The 19,354-nt window shown below is 60.7% G+C and carries 21 protein-coding genes; 6 read left to right on the top strand and 15 right to left on the bottom strand.

Translation table 11 applies throughout. The features are described from left to right. Nucleotides 1-128 precede the first annotated feature (128 nt). Nucleotides 129-788 (bottom strand): HD domain-containing protein, encoded by a 660-nt coding sequence (locus ACX3OZ_RS02020; protein ID WP_459103720.1) that lies wholly within the window; start codon nt 786-788, stop codon nt 129-131. Nucleotides 789-920: 132 nt separating this feature from the next. On the opposite strand from ACX3OZ_RS02020, the gene ACX3OZ_RS02015 reads away from it, so the two are divergent. The 6 genes from ACX3OZ_RS02015 to ACX3OZ_RS01990 all read left to right on the top strand — a co-directional run bounded on the left by ACX3OZ_RS02015 (nt 921) and on the right by ACX3OZ_RS01990 (nt 6,769). Next, nucleotides 921-1,979: a GlxA family transcriptional regulator gene (locus tag ACX3OZ_RS02015; RefSeq protein ID WP_459103719.1), complete on the top strand. Its 1,059-nt coding sequence runs from the start codon at nt 921-923 to the stop codon at nt 1,977-1,979. A 287-nt stretch (nt 1,980-2,266) separates the two neighbouring features. Beyond that, nucleotides 2,267-3,166 carry an ABC transporter substrate-binding protein gene (locus tag ACX3OZ_RS02010; protein WP_459103718.1) on the top strand — a complete coding sequence of 300 codons (900 nt, stop codon included), beginning with the start codon at nt 2,267-2,269 and terminating at the stop codon, nt 3,164-3,166. A gap of 67 nt (nt 3,167-3,233) precedes the next feature. Continuing rightward, entirely contained in the window at nt 3,234-4,172 is a 939-nt protein-coding gene (locus tag ACX3OZ_RS02005) for an amino acid ABC transporter permease (protein WP_459103717.1), read from the top strand. A 44-nt stretch (nt 4,173-4,216) separates the two neighbouring features. Then, the gene (locus tag ACX3OZ_RS02000) at nt 4,217-4,969 is read left to right on the top strand and encodes an amino acid ABC transporter ATP-binding protein (protein ID WP_459103832.1); all 753 of its coding nucleotides are present in this window, start codon (nt 4,217-4,219) and stop codon (nt 4,967-4,969) included. Nucleotides 4,970-5,027: 58 nt separating this feature from the next. Beyond that, a complete protein-coding gene (locus tag ACX3OZ_RS01995; RefSeq protein ID WP_459103716.1) occupies nt 5,028-6,299 on the top strand; it encodes a MalY/PatB family protein in 1,272 nt (423 codons plus the stop codon). Then, complete coding sequence (locus ACX3OZ_RS01990; RefSeq protein ID WP_459103715.1) at nt 6,296-6,769, top strand: RidA family protein; 474 nt, start codon at nt 6,296-6,298, stop codon at nt 6,767-6,769. Before ACX3OZ_RS01995 ends, ACX3OZ_RS01990 begins: the two co-directional genes overlap by 4 nt. Nucleotide 6,770: 1 nt before the next feature. On the opposite strand, the gene ACX3OZ_RS01985 is transcribed toward ACX3OZ_RS01990, so the two are convergent. The 14 genes from ACX3OZ_RS01985 to ACX3OZ_RS01920 all read right to left on the bottom strand — a co-directional run bounded on the left by ACX3OZ_RS01985 (nt 6,771) and on the right by ACX3OZ_RS01920 (nt 19,133). Next, nucleotides 6,771-7,721, bottom strand: coding sequence for a LysR family transcriptional regulator (locus ACX3OZ_RS01985; protein ID WP_459103714.1), 951 nt, complete (start codon nt 7,719-7,721; stop codon nt 6,771-6,773). A 738-nt stretch (nt 7,722-8,459) separates the two neighbouring features. After that, nucleotides 8,460-9,713: a multidrug effflux MFS transporter gene (locus ACX3OZ_RS01980; protein WP_459095080.1), complete on the bottom strand. Its 1,254-nt coding sequence runs from the start codon at nt 9,711-9,713 to the stop codon at nt 8,460-8,462. A 117-nt stretch (nt 9,714-9,830) separates the two neighbouring features. Continuing rightward, nucleotides 9,831-11,048, bottom strand: a complete 1,218-nt coding sequence (locus ACX3OZ_RS01975) for an MFS transporter (protein WP_459095081.1) — start codon at nt 11,046-11,048, stop codon at nt 9,831-9,833. A gap of 153 nt (nt 11,049-11,201) precedes the next feature. Further along, on the bottom strand, nt 11,202-11,537 hold the full coding sequence (gene grxD / locus ACX3OZ_RS01970) for a Grx4 family monothiol glutaredoxin (protein ID WP_459095082.1): 336 nt from the start codon (nt 11,535-11,537) through the stop codon (nt 11,202-11,204). Nucleotides 11,538-11,655: 118 nt separating this feature from the next. Next, nucleotides 11,656-12,066 (bottom strand): SRPBCC family protein, encoded by a 411-nt coding sequence (locus ACX3OZ_RS01965; protein WP_459095083.1) that lies wholly within the window; start codon nt 12,064-12,066, stop codon nt 11,656-11,658. Beyond that, nucleotides 12,063-12,386, bottom strand: coding sequence for an ArsR/SmtB family transcription factor (locus ACX3OZ_RS01960; RefSeq protein WP_459103831.1), 324 nt, complete (start codon nt 12,384-12,386; stop codon nt 12,063-12,065). Before ACX3OZ_RS01960 ends, ACX3OZ_RS01965 begins: the two co-directional genes overlap by 4 nt. 75 nt (nt 12,387-12,461) lie before the next feature. Further along, nucleotides 12,462-13,091 carry an HAD family hydrolase gene (locus ACX3OZ_RS01955; RefSeq protein WP_459103713.1) on the bottom strand — a complete coding sequence of 210 codons (630 nt, stop codon included), beginning with the start codon at nt 13,089-13,091 and terminating at the stop codon, nt 12,462-12,464. After that, nucleotides 13,088-13,405 carry a DUF6665 family protein gene (locus ACX3OZ_RS01950; RefSeq protein ID WP_459103712.1) on the bottom strand — a complete coding sequence of 106 codons (318 nt, stop codon included), beginning with the start codon at nt 13,403-13,405 and terminating at the stop codon, nt 13,088-13,090. The genes ACX3OZ_RS01955 and ACX3OZ_RS01950 overlap by 4 nt, the downstream gene beginning before the upstream one ends. 6 nt (nt 13,406-13,411) lie before the next feature. Further along, nucleotides 13,412-13,645, bottom strand: a complete 234-nt coding sequence (locus ACX3OZ_RS01945; RefSeq protein ID WP_459095086.1) for a BolA family protein — start codon at nt 13,643-13,645, stop codon at nt 13,412-13,414. Between the two features lie 87 nt (nt 13,646-13,732). Further along, entirely contained in the window at nt 13,733-14,296 is a 564-nt protein-coding gene (locus ACX3OZ_RS01940) for a hypothetical protein (RefSeq protein WP_459103711.1), read from the bottom strand. 79 nt (nt 14,297-14,375) lie between these two features. Beyond that, on the bottom strand, nt 14,376-16,613 hold the full coding sequence (purL, locus tag ACX3OZ_RS01935; protein WP_459103710.1) for a phosphoribosylformylglycinamidine synthase subunit PurL: 2,238 nt from the start codon (nt 16,611-16,613) through the stop codon (nt 14,376-14,378). Next, nucleotides 16,610-17,269 carry a Pr6Pr family membrane protein gene (locus ACX3OZ_RS01930; RefSeq protein ID WP_459095089.1) on the bottom strand — a complete coding sequence of 220 codons (660 nt, stop codon included), beginning with the start codon at nt 17,267-17,269 and terminating at the stop codon, nt 16,610-16,612. The genes purL and ACX3OZ_RS01930 overlap by 4 nt, the downstream gene beginning before the upstream one ends. Next, a complete protein-coding gene (gene purQ / locus ACX3OZ_RS01925; RefSeq protein ID WP_459095090.1) occupies nt 17,269-17,937 on the bottom strand; it encodes a phosphoribosylformylglycinamidine synthase subunit PurQ in 669 nt (222 codons plus the stop codon). The genes ACX3OZ_RS01930 and purQ overlap by 1 nt, the downstream gene beginning before the upstream one ends. 113 nt (nt 17,938-18,050) lie before the next feature. After that, a complete protein-coding gene (locus ACX3OZ_RS01920) occupies nt 18,051-19,133 on the bottom strand; it encodes an acyltransferase family protein (RefSeq protein ID WP_459103709.1) in 1,083 nt (360 codons plus the stop codon). Nucleotides 19,134-19,354: the final 221 nt, after the last annotated feature.

Raw genomic sequence — 19,354 nt, 5'->3', positions numbered from 1 at the left:
CGCTCCGGCCGCCGTAATGTCCATGACGGGGTGGAAACCAGGCCGACAGCTTCTAGGAAAGTTGACAGGCGGTTGCGAAACAATGTTTGTCTCGGAAATACTCGGCATTGCCCCAACTCTCAGCTCGATCAGGCGTGCCAGCGCGAATTGCGGATGACCGAGCAGAAATTGCCGCGGTGGAAATGTGGTTCCTTGTCGGCGATCACATCGGCCTTAACGTTGCCGAAGGTCGTATCAGGCTTGTGCTTAATGCCGTCATAGAAGGCCTGGATGATGTCCTCCTTGAACCGCGGCGTGCGCGGGAAGGCAGAGACCACGGCCTCGCGCGTCGCGTCGTCGTACTCGCCATAGGTGAGGCCGAGTACGTCCATTTCGACACCCGCGGTGGTCAGTGCGATCACCGGATGCATGTGTTCCGGCACGCCGGGTGTGGTGTGCAGCGCGATCCCGGCCCAGACCTTTTCAATATCGCAGGCATCGACGCCGTGGCTCTGAAGAAAATCGCGCGCGGCATTGGCGCCATCCACCTCGAAGCGCAGATCCGGACTGCTATGTGACGGCATCAGGCCGATGTCGTGAAACATCGTCGCTGCATAGAGGAGCTCGGAATTGAACGTGAGGCCGCGCTGCTGCCCAGCAAGCGCCCCGAAGAAATAGACGCGGCTGGAATGATTGAACAGCAAATCAGATTCCGTATCGCGGACGAATTCGGTGATCGCGCGGCCAAGTTTGCTGTCTGGCACTGCAATGCCATTGATGCTGGCTTTCGAGAGGAGCGGATCGGTCATGTTCATATCTCCAGTGAGAGGAAGCTACCGGCATACATCGCTCGCGGAGGGGTTGGCAGCAAACCTACACACCATCGAAAACCTGCCAACCATGTGCGATAAGCTGCCTGAAGCGATACGGGAGGCGATTTGATGACCAAGAGAGAAGTGGCGCTCATCATCCATGAGGGCGTGCAGGCGCTAGACATAGCTGGCCCGCTCGACGTCTTCGCCGAAGCGAATGGGTTTCTCCCATCCGACGAGGCATATAACTGCCTGCTTCTCGCGGCCGACACAAATGCCGTCCGGGCCTCGAACGGCATGTCAGTGGTCCCCCATCTCGCCTTCTCGCAGGCGGGGCGCCGCTTTGACATTGTCCTCGTGGCAGGCGGACCATCACTGCCAGAGGCCCGGCCGGATGTCGCCATGTTGGACTGGCTGCGGAATTGGGGCACGCTGGCCGAGCGCTATGGATCGATCTGCACCGGTGCGTTCGTGCTCGGCCACGCTGGGCTGCTCGATGGTCGTGTCGCGACGACGCATTGGCAGAATGCCGCGCAGCTTGCCGCAAGCTTCCCTGCCTGCCGGGTGGAGTACGACCGCATCCATGCTCGTGACGGTGCGTTGGTGACATCGGCGGGCGTGACCGCGGGCATCGACCTCGCGCTCGCGCTGGTGAGCGAGGATCATGGCGAGGCGCTGGCGCTGGCCTGCGCCAAGCGGTTGGTGGTCGTCGCCCAGCGCCAGGGCGGCCAGTCGCAGTTCAGCCCATTGTTGGTGCCACGAGGCGATCCGAATTCGCCGATCGGCAAGGTCCAGGCCTATGTCGTCAACCACCTCGAGGAGCCGTTTTCCGTAGCACGACTGGCCCACATTGCTGGCACGAGCGAACGGACGGTGGCGCGCCTGTTCGTCAAGGAATTGGGACAAACACCACACGACTTTGTGGAAAGCGTCCGCATCGATCAGGCGCGCAACCTGCTCGAAGCAAAGGATTATGCGATAAAGGCCATCGCTTTCGATTGCGGCTTCGCCAGCCCTCAGCAAATGAGAGCCGCGTTTCAGCGTCGGCTCGGGTTGAGCCCATTAAGATACCGAGAAAGCTTCCAGTCTTCCCATCCTGCTGACGGATGGCTGCGGGAGAGTGAACGATGGGACCGATCTGCGGATCGGCAGCTTACAAGCGATGCGGTGCAAAGCACAGATGACTAAAATGTGGTCGATTGCTGCCGTCTGACCTGACAAAGCGCAGAATGGCGTCTACGGGGTGGGTTTCGGACAGTCTGCTGTCAAGTAGCCTCCCGGGAAAGCGGACGGTGCTTGCTTGGCAAAGTTGGGGCCGATTGACCTTGCGGGTTGAGACGCCGACCCATTGTTGGGATGCGCCAGGTCACACCACATTTCGCTCATCACAGCTGGACAGGGCGCATGAACGAAATTCATTTCTTCATGACGAGCATCAATTTGATGCAGGTTGCCCTCGGGTCTAGCATGACCAGGTGATCAAGGGAGATCAGGTCACCGATACGAGGGAACGAAGCAAAATGATGAGACTGTCGAATAAACTCGCTGCCTGTTTGTTGTCAGGCGTGCTTTTGGCGCCTTTGGCGACCTATGCACAAGATATTCCGGTAACCGCAGACGTTCAGAGCAGTGGGAAATTTGCCATTGCTAGTTCGCTGGGCTACGCGCCCTTCGAATTCCTGGATGAGAATGGAAAACCGGCTGGTCTTGATATCGACCTTGCCAATGCCGTCGCGAAACTTCTCGGCGCGGAACTCAATATCGAAACCGCGCCTTTCGCTTCGCAGATACCAGGGCTGGCTTCGGGACGCTACAAGGTCGGCTGGGCAACATTTTCCGTGACGGGAGAGCGTCTGGCTCAGGTGGATTTCGTCACGTTCCTCCAAGCAGGCAGCGTGGCTGTCACCAGCCCTGACAAGAAGGATCGCTTTGCGGATAAAGCAAATCTGTGCGACGCAACCGTCGCTGTCCAGTCAGGCACAGCGGCAGATTTTGCGGCGGACAAGCTGAGCGAAGAGTGTACGGCGGCCGGCAAGGGTGGCCTGAAGAAGGCAATTTACCCCGAACAAAAGGACGTCATTCAGGCTGTGACCTCAGGTCGGGCGGACGCCTACCTCGATGACTCCACCTCGGCTGGTTATTATGAAACCACCAGCGGTGGTCAACTCGTGGTGGCCGGCAATTCCTTCTATCCGACTCCGCTTGGCGTCGCGATTGCCAAAGGCGACACTGCGACCGCCGACATGATGAAGGCGGCTTTCGAGAAGCTGATCGCCGACGGCACCTATGCGGAAATCCTGACGAAATACAACATGCAGACGTCTGCCGCTACGGATGTGACGGTCTATACCGAGGCATCGCAGCTGACTCCATGACATGTGCGGGCCGCGCTATCTTGACGCGACCCGACCGCAATCAGCTCAAAATTGACAGGAGGGTCAGTTGAGAACCACATCGCGAGACCCGGCATTCGTTCCGCCAGAGATTGCAGAGCTAACGGTCGTTCCATTGCCCCATGTGTGGCGATGGATTGCCGTTGCCATCGCCGGCCTTTGCCTCGTTGGCCTGGCCGTCGCCATGGTCACCAATTCAGCATTTCAGTGGCACGTCGTTGGCACCTACCTTTTCCATCCACGGATACTTTCGGGGCTTGGAACCACCATCATACTGACCGTTGTCGTTATGATACTAGCCAGTGTCGGCGGCACCATCCTTGCATTGATGCTGCTCTCGGACAGCAGGTTCCTTTCCGCCCCTGCGGCGATGTTCGTGTGGATTTTTCGAGGGGCTCCGGCCCTCGTGCAGTTGATGCTGTGGTACAATCTGTCGCTCATTTTCAAGACGATCGGTCTTTGGATACCCGGCGTCGGGATGGTGTTTTCCGTCGACACCAATTCCATCATGACGCCGTTCGTCGCAGCGGTGATCGCCCTGTCATTGCATGAGTCAGGCTACATGGCAGAGATCGTCCGTGGTGGTCTGAAGTCCGTCCCACGGGGGCAAACCGAGGCGGCAGCATGTCTGGGCATAGCACCAGGAAAGCTTCTGCGCCGGATCATTCTGCCGCAAGCCATGCGGGTGATCATTCCGCCTACCGGTAATGAGACGATCAACTTGCTAAAGACCACATCGCTGGTCAGCATCATCGCGGTTGGGGATCTGCTCTATACAGCGCAGTCCATCTATGCCCGCACATTCGAGACGATCCCGCTGCTTCTGGTGGTGACCGTCTGGTACCTTGTGGTCGTATCCATCATGTCCATCGGGCAGTTCTTTCTCGAACGACATTTCTCCAAGGACCAGCAGCCCTCACGCGTTGCGTTGGGGACCCAAATTCGCCGAAATCTATTTCGTTTCCGGACAAAGGCGGTGGCACCATGAACCACGTAAATGGCAACGACCCGTTCAGCGCTCCGGAAGGCATCATGGTCTATGCCCGCGGTGTGAAAAAATCCTTCGGTCCTCTGGAGGTCCTCAAAGGCGTCGACGTGAGTGTAAAGACCGGCACCGTCACCTGCATTATCGGACCGTCGGGTTCGGGAAAGAGCACTTTTCTCAGGTGCATCAACCACCTCGAGGAAATCAACGGTGGGCTTCTGTTGGTTGATGGCGACTACGTCGGCTACAAACGCGTTGGAAACAAGCTTCACGAGCTTTCACCTGCGGCGATATGCAAGCGCCGCGCTGAGATCGGCATGGTTTTTCAGCAGTTCAACCTGTTTCCACACATGACAGTGTTGGAAAATCTGATCGAGGCACCAATCAACGTGCGTGGCGAGCGACCGGCACAGGCCAAAGCCAAGGCGCTGGACCTTTTGCGCCGGGTCGGGCTTGCCGAGAAGCATGACGCCTATTCGTCGAGCCTCTCGGGTGGTCAGCAGCAGCGCGTGGCGATCGCCCGGGCACTGGCCATGAACCCGAAGGTCATTCTCTTTGATGAGCCGACTTCGGCTTTGGATCCCGAACTTGTCGGCGAAGTCCTTTCGGTTATGAAAGACCTCGCTCGTGACGGCATTACGATGGTTGTCGTCACGCACGAGATATCATTCGCTCGGGACGTCGCTGATCAATTGATCTTCATGGACGGTGGCGTCGTGGTCGAAGCTGGTGATCCCGTTGAGATTACGACCAACCCGAAGAGCGCCCGTACTCGCGAGTTCCTGGCCCGGGTCCTCTGATCTAACCCACTCGAAAAACTTGGATGAGCCGGCGCAAACCGGCCAGGGAGGTGTCTGCATGTCCAGCACATTGGAGAACTTTGTCAAAAAAACTGGCGCTGAGTTGGCTACAAGGAAAGGTGAATTCGTCGCCCATGACTTTGATGAGCCACTGGATCGTACAAATTTCAGCTCGATGAAGTGGGAGGCCGAAATTGCCCGCAAGAATGATCCCTCGCTGTTATGCGTTGGCACGGCAGAGATGGACTTCAAGGCGGCGCCAGCTGTGTTGGCTGCCATTGAGACCGTCGCGAAACGGGGGCATTTTGGCTACCCCTACAAGCGCAATTCCTACTATGACGCAATCATCGGCCACCTGACGCGACACTTCGATTGGCGCCCAGAGCGCGAGCATATCTTGAGCAATGTCGGGATTTATCCCTCGATGCAGCCCATCATCGAGGAACTGACGTTGCCCGGGGACGAGATAATCTTCCAGCCGCCAGTCCACCACATTTTCCCAGAAGTGATCGCTGCGGCCAATCGTGTCGCGCTGGCCAATCCGCTTCGCAAGATCGGCAACAAGTACGAGTTCGATTTCGAGCATCTTGAGAGCGCGATCACGCCGAAAACGAAGATGCTGCTCCTTTGCAGTCCGCACAACCCCGTGGGTCGGGTTTGGACCAAGGAGGAATTGACCAGACTCGAGGGCATCTGCTCCCGTCACAACATCATCGTCATCGCGGACGAGGTGTATTTCGGATTGGTCCTGCCCGGCTCGCAGTTCACACCCTATGCGAAGGTGTCGAAAGCCGCCGCCTCAAGGTCTATCTCCCTTATTTCGGCGAGCAAGTCATTCAATCTGACGGGGCTGAAGCACTCCCTGGTCATCACGAATAATCCCGACTTTCAGCGGGCCTACATGACGGGGCTCAGGCGCAACAATCTGTATTTTGGCGGAGACATATTTGGACAAGCGGCCACTGAAGCGGCGTTCCGCGACGCCGACGACTGGAGCCTGGCCCTTGTTCAATACATCGCCGCCAACCAGAATTTTCTCTTGGAATTTATCCAGACACGCCTCCCCTGGGTCGGGGTGACCGTTGCCGAAGGCACGTATTTCTCTTGGTTGGACTTTGGCTCGCTGGGCGGGTCGGAGGACTGGCTCAAGCACATCCTCGAAGAGGAAGCACATGTTGTCGCAACAATGGGTGTGAACCTGGGATCCGGTGGCGCCGGGCATGTTCGCATCAACATGGCGACCCAGCGCGAAATATTGCACCAAGTCCTCAATCGGATAGCAGACGCGATTGACCGCACTTCAAATCGATCTGCACGGAACTCCAAATGAGCAACACCGCAAACGTCGAAGACCGCCTTAAGAAACTGGGCATCGAGCTTCCTATTTCGCCTCGCTCCGTCGCCAATTATGTCGGCACCAGTCCGTTCGGAAAATTGCTGTTTGTTTCGGGGCAACTCTGCCTCGGCTCTGATGGTAGCTTGCTAGCAAAGGGTCGAGTTGGAGCGGAAGTATCAGCCGAACGGGCCATCGCGGCAGCCAGAGCGTCTGCGATTAACGTGCTGGCTCAGGTCAAAGCCCAACTTGGCAGCCTTGACAGGGTACGGAAAGTTCGTCGCCTCGGCGGTTTTATCGCTGCCACGGATGATTTTGCCGAACACCCACGGGTGATGAATGGCGCATCGGACCTCTTCGTAGAAGTTTTCGGCGAAGCGGGCCGCCATGCCCGGAGCACGATTGGCGTCTCGTCCTTGCCGTTACAGGCCACCGTCGAAATCGAAGCCATCATCGAGTTTGAATGACCTAGCCAGCCGTAAGCAGCTTTTCGTAGAGTACCTCTTTTTGTGTTCTTTGCTGATCAGCCACACGCCGAACCAGCGCGCGAAGCCATCGATGCGCTGGATCGGTTTCAAGGTAGCCTTCGTAGAGCATCTTCAGGATAACGTCTGGAAACGGAATGGGCGGTCTCACGACCAACGTCTCGCTTGCGTCCGAGATAGCGAAGAGCACACTTTCGCCAAAGGCCGTAACCAGTCGGCTTCCCTTGAGGATCCAAGGCGCGACAAGGTAGTGGGGCTCGGTGACGACCACGCGACGCGTAAGATTCATGTCGGCCAGGACGGTGTCGGCGACCCCAGGTGCCGCGCCGTCGGCAGATATCTGCAAATGGGGGAGTGACACGTATTTTTCTACGGTCATATCCTTGAGATCGGGGTTTCCTCGCCATCCAGCACAGACCATTCGATCCACGCCAAGGTCCACGCCGACGATCCCAGGCTCGTCAATTGTGGGGTTTCCCAAGATCGCGCATTCGAATTCCCGAGCTCTCATCCTGACCGGTACTTCAGCCTCCTTGGCGTGAAGGATATTGAGTGTCGCGTTCGGCGCTTCGTCGGCAAACATCTGGACGAGCAGGGGAAGGAAGGCCACGCCCGTGTAATCCGTTAGTCCAATGCGAAAATTTCGCGTACTTTGCAACGGCTCGAATGATCGACCACCTTCGACGACGGCCTGAAGCTCCGAAAGTACGCTGGTGACGACCACAGCGACCTGCTGTGCTCGCAGAGTGGGTCTCAAGCGGCCATTGTCCTTCAGGAACAGCTCGTCGTCGAAAATGCGCCTGAGTTTCGAAAGCGAGTGACTCACCGCCGACTGGGTTCTGCCAATTCTGCTTGCTGCCCGCGTGACGCTGAGTTCCCTCATCAGGGCGTCGAAGACCCGCAAGAGATTGAGATCCATGTTATTCAGGTTCACGATTGCTCTCTCGACAACTGGAGCAGCCCACCTGCAACCAAGCTTAGCGATGGTAACGGTTTGGGTATGCGGGTGCAAAGTTTGCATCGCTCTGTGACGACAAACGGCAGCTTTCGGAATTTCGAAATTTGACCGCGAACGGCCGATATGGGGTCGGTAGCTGCCATGCGGCAACTCGCTATCAATGTCCGCTAACGTTGGGTTGCCGAATGAAGCAGCCGGTCCGTATCAAGCTTCAAAGCTCTTCGAAGAGGCGCTCAGCGAGGTGATCAAACCTGACGTTATTGAGATCAGCCGATTGGCCATCATCTGGCTTGTTTCGATACCCACTGTCAGTATAGCGCCATTGCCGCGCATTGAAGCTTCCTGGCAGGTACCAACAATTGGTAGGGAACGCAGCCCGGCGTCAACCCGCCCCCTGTCCCAAATCCCGAAAGGACGCAGCCGCTGCACATGGGTGAGGTCCGATTCCAGGATTTGGCCGTTGATCCCATTCCTACTTGGCAGATAATCCAGGCGCGCGGGGGTCGCAGCAGTACATCTCAAATCGACGGTGGCCGCCGGCCTCAACTTTGATCGCTCGCTTGGCGTTCCCAACGCCAAAGCGTGCCTCACTTGTGCATAACTAGGTGCAGTGCTATGACTTTATTCAGCAGCGTAACCTATTGATATTGCTTAGGTGAATGGCGAAATTTCTCCCTCAAGGGGAGAAGGTGAATCCGTGGATGAAGCGAGCCCTCAGTGCCCGACCTCTACCACTGCGCCCTCATGGGCATATTGCTCGCCGACGCCGAATAGCCGGCCCTTTTCCGCCACCAGAATGCAGATCAGCGCCAGCGTGCCCATGGCGAAATAGCCGACCGCTGTCGGCAGCGTGGTGCCGTTGAACATCTGGCCGGTATAGCTGCCGATCAGCGCGCCGCCCACGGTCTGGATGAAGCCGAACACCGCCGAGGCCGTGCCGGCCACAGCGCCGAGCGGCTCCATGGACAGCGAGTTCATGTTGGAGGCGGCCCAGCCAAAGCTGAACATGATGATCAACAGCAGGACGAAGAACAGCCACAGCGGCAAAAATCCGGTCAGCGCGAAGATGACCCAGATGCCGCTGACGCTGGAGAATACCAGCATGGCGCCATGCGACAGCCGGCGCATGCCGAAGCGACGCACGATCTGCGAGTTGGTGAAGGAGGAGACCGCCATCAGCCCGGCCATCGTGGCGAAGGCAACGGGAAAATACACGCCCAGGCCATAGACATCGACGAAGATCTGCTGCGACGAGCTGATGAAACCAAAAAGCGCGCCGAACAGGAACATGCCGGCCAGGCCATAGGAAATCGCCATGCGGTTGGTGAAGACGATGGCGAAGCCGCTGAATACGGCCCTGAAGCTCAATGGACGCCGCGCGCTGAGCGGCAGCGTCTCGGGCAGGCGGAAATAGGTCCACAGCCAGAAGGCGGCGGCCAGCAGGCCCATGAAGATGAAGATGGTCTGCCACGGTCCGGTCAGCAGCAGAATCTGGCCGATGCCCGGGGCGATGATCGGGATCGCCATGAACACCATGAAGGTCAGCGACATCACTTCGGCCATCTCGCGGCCCGAATACCGGTCGCGCACGACGGCGGTGGCGATGACGCGCACGCTGGCGGCGCCCATGCCCTGGATGAAGCGCAGCAGCAGCAGCACGACGAAATTGGGAGCAAAAATGGCGGCGATGGCGGCGACGATATAGATAGCCATGCCTACCAGCAGCGGCGCGCGGCGGCCGAAGCGGTCGGTCAGCGGGCCAAAGCCCAGCACGGCGATGCCCATGCCCAGCATATAGGCGGTAATGACGAATTGCCGCTCGTTCTCGCTCGCCACGCCGAGCGCCTCGCCCATATAGGGCAGGGCGGGCAGCATGACGTCGATGGCCAGGGCGTTGAGGGCCATTAACGCGGCGATGAGAGCAATAAATTCGGGGCGCGAAAGCACCCGCGTGAAATGATCGGACATCAGTGGAACCTGGAATAGGGGCGCCGTCAGCGGCGGGCACCAGCAATATGGCTCGGGACCATGAACCTGCAGAGCGTCATTTGCAAGACTTTATCGGTAATAGCCGATGGATCGAATTCAGGCCGGCTTGAGGGCGAAATTGCTGACCGAGCGCTCGTTGATCGGCAGGTGAATGGCGGCTGATGCCAGGCCGAGCAGGATGCCGAGATACCAGACCAGATCATAATGCCCGGTCAGGTCGAACACGGCACCACCCAGCCAGACGCCCATGAAGGAGCCGAGCTGGTGGCTGAAAAATGCCACGCCATAGAGCATGCCCATATAGCGCGCGCCGAAGAACAGGGTAACGAGGCCGGCGGTCAGCGGCACCGTCGACAGCCAGAGCAGGCCCATGACAGCGGCGAAGGTATAGGCGGTCAGTTCGGTGACCGGGAACAGCATGAACAGCCCGATGGCCAGCGCGCGCAGGAAATAGATGGTCGCCAGCAGCAACTGCTTGGGCAGGCGGCCGCCGAAATAGCCGGCCAGTAGCGAGCCGACGATGTTGAACAGGCCAATGACGGCGATGGTCCAGCTGCCCACTTCCGGCGACAACCCGCATTGCACCAGATAGGCCGGCATGTGGACGTTGATGAACGCCAGATGGAAGCCGCAGACGAAAAAGCCGATCACCAGCAGCCGATAGGAGCCGTGGCCCCAGGCCCGCGACAGCGCTTCCATGAAGGGCAGGTCGGCATGGCCCACCGGGTTCTCGGTGCGGCCACGCAGGGCGTAGCTCAGCGGAATGATCAGCAGCAGCGCCATGCCCAGATAGATCAATGCCGACTGCCAGCCAAAGGCATTGATGAAGCCCTGGCTGATCGGGGCGAAGGCGAATTGGCCGAAAGACGATGCGGCAGTGGCGATGCCGAAGATCATCGGGCGCTTTTCCTGAGGCACCGAGCGGCCAAAGGCCGCCATGACCACGCTGAACGAGCAGATGGCGATACCGACACCGGTGATGACGCCGGCAGTGATGATCATCCAGCCGGCGTCCGGCGAGAAAGCCATGCCCAGCATGCCGAGCGCAAAGATGACGCCACCCAAGGCCACGGTTCGTCCGGTGCCGACACGGTCGGCATAGGCGCCGGCGAAGGGCTGGGCGATGCCCCAGGCGAGGTTCTGGATGGCCATGGCCATGCCCCACTGTTCGCGCGTGAGGCCCAGATCGGCGGTCATCGGCAGGGTGAACAGGCCAAAACTGCTGCGAATGCCATTGCCGACGGCGGCAATGACGCAGCCGGCGATGATCAGTACGAGCAGCGGAACCGCAGGGCGGAGAGCGGACGAGTTCATGAGGCGCATCCAGAGTGGACGCCTTGTCTACCCCTGCGCCGCCATCACGCAAAGCGATATTGCTGAATGGGCGCCATCAATGCTGGTGATGACCCCAGTAACAGCAACGCCGGGCACGAGGCCCGGCGCTGCTGTCGTTTTGCTGGCGTTGGATCAGGCGGTCTGCTTGACCGCGATGCCGGCGGTCTGCAGATGGGTCTGCAATTCGCCCGCCTGGAACATCTCGCGCACGATGTCGGCGCCGCCGACGAATTCGCCCTTGATGTAGAGCTGGGGAATGGTCGGCCAGTTGCTGTAGGCCTTGATGCCGTCACGCAGCTCTTCGCTTTCCAGCACATTGGCGCTGCCATACTCGACCCCGAGATAGCTCAGGATCTGCACGACCTGGCCGGAAAAGCCGCATTGCGGAAAATCCGGCGAGCCCTTCATGAACAGGAAGATGTCGTTGTTCTTTACCTTGTCGTCGATGAAGGCGTTGATGTCGGTCATGGGAAGAGCCTTTCGATAGCCGGGGTCAAGGCCCGGTTGCTGCTGCCCCTTAAATAGGACAGCCAAAGGGCGCTGTCGAGATGGTCGCCGGCGCGTTACTGCGTCGCGCCGGCAGATTTTACGCGAGGCCGGCGAGTACCTTTTCCATCGCGGCGAAGTATTCCGGCCAGGCCTGCATGGCGCCCTGGTAGGCCTGTTCCTGATCCGGGCGGAAGCCGGACTGTTCCAGACGCAGGCGGGTGCCGGTGCTGGTGGCGGTGAGCGTCCAGGTGACGACGCTTTCAAGGCCAAAGGCGTCCCATTTATATGACAGCATCTTGTTCGGCTCGACCTCCTGGACCTGGCAGTCGACCCCGCCCCAATCGGCAGTGAACTTGAAGCTGTGGCCGGCGACGGGCTTGAAATCGCTCTGCATCAGCCATTCTGCGATCAGCTCTGGCTGGGTCAAAGCGCGCCAGATTTTCTCCGGCGGGAAGGCGACCTCACGTTCGACAATAATAGTGCGGGTCTCGGTGGCGGTGGTGCTCATTGGTCCATCCTTTTGAGTAGGTCTTCGAGGTGGTCGATCCGGGTTTCCCAGAACCCGGCCATCTGGCTGGTCCAGTCGACCAGTGGGGCGAGCGCATCGGGCTGGGCGCTGTAATGCGTCTGCCGTCCGTCCTGCCGATCCCGCACCAGCCCAGCCTGCTTCAGCACGCCCAGATGGCGGGACACCACGGGCTGCGACACCCCGGCGCGTGCCGTCAGCGCCCCGACCGTCTTCTCCCCTTCGCGGCACAGCCGCTCGAACAGCGCCCGGCGAGTCGGATCGGCAAGCGAACGAAAGATCACATCATGGGTGCTCGACATCACGATCCATACCTCGCTGGCTATGAATTGATGTATAGCTGCGCAGCTATGAATTGGTCAAGAAAAATGCGCGGGTCAGCGTAGCCGCTGCGCGGTCCAGGGGTGACCGACGCAATCCTCGACCGTGTCGAACTGCACCGCCTCCCAACCATGCCGCCGCGCCCCATCGATCACCTTGGGCGTATCGTCAAACAACAGGGGAGGCTCGGACTGCGGGCCGATGCGGTGCTCGATAAACTCGAAGAAGCCCTTTTCGGGCTTCCGCACCCCGGCACGGGCCGAATAGAAAATGTCCTCGAACAATTCACTCAGCCCCAGCGACTGCCACAGCCAGAGCGCCCGCATATGATCCTGGTTGGTGGCGATATAGAGCCGCAAATCATCACGCGCCTTGAGCTGGCGCACGACATCGAGCAGCGGCTGGTTCAATGCGCTGTCCCGACTCAGCCAATACTGGGCGAAGACCATGGTCGAGCCCCGATAGCCAAGCGCGGGCAGGCGGCGGTCCAGTGCCTCGACCAGCGACATCTCGCCGACCACCACCTTCTTGATGAAAATGTCGAAGATGAATTCGGCACGGAACCGCTCGGGATCGACCCCGAGGTCGGCCAGCAAATTGGCATCCCAGTGGCGCTGCAATTCGGGCCGCGCGTGATAGCCATGCACCAGCACGCCATCGACATCGAAAAATACCGCGCGGGTCACCGTCGCGCCGGCATTGCGCCAAGCCCGACAAGGACTTCGCCGGGAATACTCAATTCCTGAATCACGTCGGTGTGCCGCCGAAAGCCGATCAGTTCGCGCTGCACGAAATAGGCCCAGACGGCGCTGCGGGCCTGCGCCAGCTTTTCGGCGCGGTCAGTGTCGGCATTGGCCAAAGCCGCAATGGTGGCGATCACCTTGCGTTCCGCCGCGCTGAGCGAGGAGGCGCGCTCCGCGAGTATCTCATGCTCGATTGCCGCCGTGCCGGCATCTGGCCGGACGGTGCGGATCAAATCGAGAGAATCGCGGAGCGACACGCTCGCTTAGTCCGGTACGCTGGTCTGCAACGCCAGCGCGTGCAGGGCTCCGCCCATGTCGCCCTGCAGGGCGGCATAGACGAGTTGATGCTGCTGCACCCGCGACTTGCCGCGGAACTGCTCGGAAATCACCGTGGCAGCATAGTGATCGCCGTCTCCGGCGAGGTCACGGATCTCGATTTGAGCATCGGGCAGAGCTGCCTTGATCCGGCGTTCAATTTCGCTGGCATCCATGGCCATGGCTCTTGCTCCTGCAAACAGGCCGGCAAACGGGCCGGCGACCCCCATGATATGGCATGGGGGTGCGGCACCTTCAATACGGCGCGGCTATTGGGCGCCGAGCGGGGTTGCGTCCTGCTCGGTGGAGAAGTTGGCGATGATGGAATCGACCATCGGGCGCGCCTCGCCGGCGACCTCGGTGGCGAAAATGCAGTCCAGCGTATAGCCGTTGTCGTTGGCCACGGTTTCGGTATGGACCAGGGTCAGCGGCCCGCCCTGCGGCGACTCGGTGCTGGTGCCCTCATACATCAGGGCGGCATTGCTCTGGTAATTGGTGATCGAGCGAGCGCCGAGCACAAAGCCGGGGAAGGTGTCGCTCCAGCCGGCGGTCACGGTGGCCTCGTCCAGCGCCGCCAGGGCGCCCTCGGCGGTCCAGCCGGTGTCTTCCACCGGCACCACGGTCAGCACGCATTGCAGCGGCGCGCCGGGGTGGTTGATGGTCAGCGGGCCGCCTGGTTCGCCACTCGCCACCATCATCTCGGGATAGATCAGCGTATAGGGCTGGTCCGGCAGCGGCGAGCCGGTGACGGTGAGATTCTGAGCAAAGGCGGACACCGGCACGAGGCTAACGAAAATGGCTGCAAGGCAGCCGATTGCCGGGCTAAAACGCATCGTAATCTCCAGAAAAAAAGAACGCCGCCCCTGGAGCAAAGCACTCCAAAGAGCGGCGATCATAAGGCAGAGGTGCTGATTATGCAGCCGCGCCGTCCATGAAGCTGGGGAACCAGCCTTCATGCGCCGCTTTGAGTGCGGCGACGGCGACCGGCTTGGCGGCGCCAAGCACCAGATCGCTGCCGCCGGTGGTGCCGATCCAGGGCGCGAACACGCCCAGGGCTTCGGCTTCTTTCCACAGCGCCGCCAGCTCGTCGCCCTGCGGGTCGAGCTTGACCGTCAGCAGATAGCGTCCCTGATCCTCGCCGAAATACTGCAGCACCGGGTCCTGATCCTCGAGATCGGTCACGGTGGCGCCAATGCCCGAGGCAACGGCCATTTCGGCCAGACCAACCGCCAGCCCGCCATCCGACAAATCGTGGCAAGCGGTGGCGACGCCCGAGCGGATCAGCTTGCGGACGAAATCGCCGGTGCGCTTCTCATGGGCGAGGTCGACATGGGGTGCGGGACCATCCTTGCGGCCAAACAGGTCGCGCAGATAGATCGACTGGCCCTGATGCGTGCCGCGATTGGGCGGTGCGCCGACCAGCAGGATCACCTGATTTTCGGCGGCAAAGCCGATGCGGGCCATCTGGCTCCAGTCGGGCAGCAGGCCAACGCCGCCAATGGTCGGGGTCGGCAGGATGCCGCGGCCATTGGTTTCGTTGTAGAGCGAGACGTTGCCCGAGACGATGGGGAAGTCCAGCGCCGTGCAGGCTTCGCCGATGCCCTTGATGGCATGGACCAGCTGGCCCATGATTTCGGGGCGTTCGGGATTGCCGAAATTGAGGTTGTCGGTGGCCGCCAGCGGCTCGGCGCCGGTTGCCGTCAGATTGCGCCAGGCTTCGGCCACGGCCTGCTTGCCACCCTCATAGGGGTCGGCTTCGCAATAGCGCGGCGTCACGTCGGAGGTGAAGGCCAGGCCCTTGGTGGGGTGGCCTTCGACGCGGATCACGCCGGCATCGCCGCCGGGGCGCTGCAGCGAATTGCCCTGGATCAGCGTGTCATATTGCTCATAGACCCAGCGCCGCGAGGACGCCTGATGGCCGCCCATCAGCTTGAGCAGGGCGTCGGCCACGTCCATCTGCGGCACGTCGTCGGCGGCCAGCGGGGCCGGCGTGGTCGGCGCAATCCAGGGGCGATCATATTCGGGGGCTTCGTCGCCGAGATCCTTGATCGGCAGATTGGCCATTTCGGCGCCCTGCCACATCACGCGGAAGCGCAAATCGTCGGTGGTGATGCCGACAGTGGCGAAATCGAGCTCCCACTTGACGAATACGGCGCGGGCTTCGGCTTCCTTGGCCGGATGCAGCACCATGAGCATGCGCTCCTGGCTTTCGCTGAGCATCATCTCGTAAGGCGTCATGTGGGTTTCGCGCACCGGCACCATGTCGAGGTTCAGCTCGATGCCAAGGTCGCCCTTGGCGCCCATTTCGACGGCCGAGCAGGTGAGGCCCGCCGCGCCCATGTCCTGAATGGCGATCACCGCACCGGTGGCCATCAGTTCGAGGCAGGCTTCCAGCAGGCGCTTTTCGGTGAACGGGTCGCCAACCTGCACGGTGGGGCGCTTTTCCTCGATATCGTCGCCGAATTCGGCCGAGGCCATGGTGGCGCCACCGACGCCGTCGCGACCGGTCTTGGCCCCAAGATAGACGACGGGCAGGCCGACGCCTTCGGCCTTGGAGTAGAAAATCTTGTCGGTATCGGCCAGGCCCGCCGCGAAGGCGTTGACCAGGATATTGCCATTATAGCGCTCGTCGAATTCGACCTCGCCGCCCACAGTGGGCACGCCGAAAGCGTTGGCATAGCCACCGATGCCGGAGACCACACCCGACACCAGATGGCGGGTCTTTTCATGGTCGGGCGAACCAAAGCGCAGCGCGTTCATCGCCGCCACCGGGCGGGCGCCCATGGTGAAGACGTCGCGCAGAATGCCGCCTATGCCGGTGCCGGCGCCCTGATAGGGCTCGATGAAGCTGGGGTGGTTGTGCGATTCCATCTTGAAGACGATGGCCTGGCCGTCGCCGATGTCGACCACGCCGGCATTTTCGCCGGGGCCCTGGATGACGCGCGGCCCGGTGGTCGGCAGCGTCTTGAGCCACTTCTTGGAGGACTTGTACGAGCAATGCTCGTTCCACATCGCCGAGAAGATGCCCAGCTCGGTATAGGTCGGCTGCCGGCCGATCAGCGCCACGATCTTGTCGAACTCGTCCGGCTTGAGGCCATGGTCGGCAACGAGCTGGGGGGTGATGGTGATGTCGTTCTGATAGGGGGTCATGAGCGAATTGTCCGAGAGGGGCGGGCAAGCCATTGGTCGAGACCAATGATGATGAGGCACAGCACCGCGAGCAGCGCTGTCATGTAAACGGCATTGAGCGCGACCTGGGGGTAGCCCAGCTTAATCGCGTTCAGAATGGGATAGGGATATTCCTGCACCCAGGCGCCGCGCGCCATGGCGTAGACGAAATACACCAGCGTCGGCACCAGCATCAGCGGCAGATTGCGCCACACCAGCCGGCCATGGCGCTGCGCTACGCCCCACCACAGCAGATAGAGCAGGGGGCAGAGGTAATGCAGCAGATTGTCGGCCAGCAACCAGAGGTCAGTCAGCACCGACAAATGCCGCAGCACGAAGAATACGAAAATGCTGACCAGCGCGATATTGGCGGCCATCAGGCCGCGCAGCAGCGGGCTGCGGAACAGCTCCAGCCAGCGGGCGGGCAGGATTTCGGAGAGATAGATCAGCACCAGCGCGATGTTGGTGAGGATCGTATAATACGAAAAAAAGCTGCCGAGCGAGCCGGGCAGATCGCGGCCACTGCTCAGCATGTTCGACATGGACAGGCTGAATTGCAGCCCCAGCCCGCCCACGCCAAAGATCAGGCCAAGCCCCAGCAGCAAGCGGGCTGGGGCGATTGGCGCACGCACATTCATCAGGCGGCCTGACCCAGCAGCCCCGAGAACAGGGCCCGTCCATCATTGCCGCCATGCGCGGCTTCGATGAGGTTTTCCGGGTGCGGCATCAGCCCGAGCACGTTCTTCTGCTCATTGAAAATGCCGGCGATGTTGTTGATCGAGCCATTGGGATTGGTGCCTTCCGCATAGCGGAACGCCACCTGGCCATTGCCTTCGATCTGCGCCACGGTCTCGGCGTCGGCAAAGTAATTGCCATCGTGATGCGCTACCGGGCAGCGGATGATCTGGCCCTGCGTATAGCCACGAGTGAACTCGGTGCTCGCATTGGCGACCTCGAGCTTGACCTCGCGGCAGACAAATTTCAGGCTCATATTGCGCATCAGCGCCCCGGGCAGCAGCCCGGCTTCGATCAGGATCTGGAAGCCATTGCAGACGCCAAGCACCTTGACGCCCTTGGCGGCGCGTTCGCGGACCTTGTCCATGATCGGGGAGCGCGCGGCGATAGCGCCACAGCGCAGGTAATCGCCGTAGGAAAAACCGCCCGGAATGACGATCAGATCGACATCGGGAAGCTCGGCGTCCTGATGCCAGACCGTCTGGGGGGCGGTACCGGAAACCTTGGTCAGCGCCGCGATCATGTCGCGGTCGCGATTGAGACCGGGGAAGACGATGACTGCGGATTTCATCGGCTGGTCCTCGCTAAAATGGGGGTAGCGAGGCCCTTGTGATGAGTCTTGCAGGAAAAGGCAAGGGCCGGAACTGCATATCCCGGCCCCGTTGGGGGAATGGCGCTTTGGCGCTACTCGGCGGGCGTCACCACGGCGCCATCGCGGCCCCGGCGCGCGCCCTGCGTGCCCGGCAGATGGGCCCAGGCGGGACGCTCGAACAGGAACTTGCCAAAGCCGATCCGCTCGACGATCCACAGCAGCACCAGCGGCGAGACGATGGAAATCGCCATGATGGCCACACTCAACACACTTGCGTCATCGACGCCCAGCTTGATCAGCAGGGTGCGCGCAATCCCCATCGGCAGCACGAAGGCCACATAGACCACCAGCGATTTGGAACCCATCCAGCGCAGCCAGTCCATAAAGGGCAAGCGGGCCAACAGGGCAGCCAAGACGCAGAGCGCCGCCGTGCCCACCAGCGCCAGCGCCAGATGCAGGCCGGGAAGGCCGGCCAGCCCCATCACCGGATGGATCGGGTGCATCTCGAAGCCCGGCGAGAATACCAGTGCCGCATTGAGCACGGCCCAGACGACCAGCCCCGCGACCGCCAGCAGCGGACGCTCCACAGCGCGGCCGACCAGCTCGAACAGTTTTGGCGCCAGCACGAAGCCGGCATAGAAGAACACGAAATATTCGGCGAACTGGTCGACCAGATAGCTGCCGGTATGGATGTTGGCCATCTGCAGGATCGCCGTTACGGCAAACACCGCCCAGACCGGGGCGCGCAGATCGCGCAGCAGCTTGGTGGCGGCGCTGACCACGGCCAGCATGTAGATGAACCACAGCACGCCATAGGGCTGGATCACCGCCCAGGCGATCTGCTCGGCGGCGCCGACCGGATCGGTACTCAGCAGGCCGACCTTGAAGATGATGTGGATCAGCGCCCACAGCGCGTAAGAATACAGATAATGCACCACGCGGCGATCGGCATAGGCGCGCCAGGGGCGGTCGATGACTCGGGACAGAAACAGCCCGGAGATCAGGAAGAATTCCGGCATCCGGAACGGGGTGGCAAAGGCGATGGCCCAATGCAGCACGCCGACGCCGCCGGTATCCTCGCCGACGCTCGACGCCGCATACATCATGACGACGAGGAAAATCGACAGGCCCTTAGCCATGTCGACCCAATCGAGTCGCTTGTCAGTTTCGGCCATCTGCCGCCCTCCGCAATTATTGCGGCGCATTATACGGCCAGGGGCGATGCTGAGAGGTTACGACTTGCCGACAGGATTAAGCCAAATGGTGAACTGGTAAGCATTTAGCTAAATGCCGTCAGTCGATCCGGCAGGGCGGCTAAATTTACAGCGGCACCGAGGCATAGGCTGCGAATAGCAGGCCCATGGTGGCGACGAACATGACCGACAGCGAAATGGTT

It is taken from the genome of Devosia sp. A369 (genome assembly GCF_054489345.1).
The sequence above is the reverse complement of the archived record's forward strand: the minus strand, read 5'-3'. Positions and strand labels throughout refer to the sequence as shown.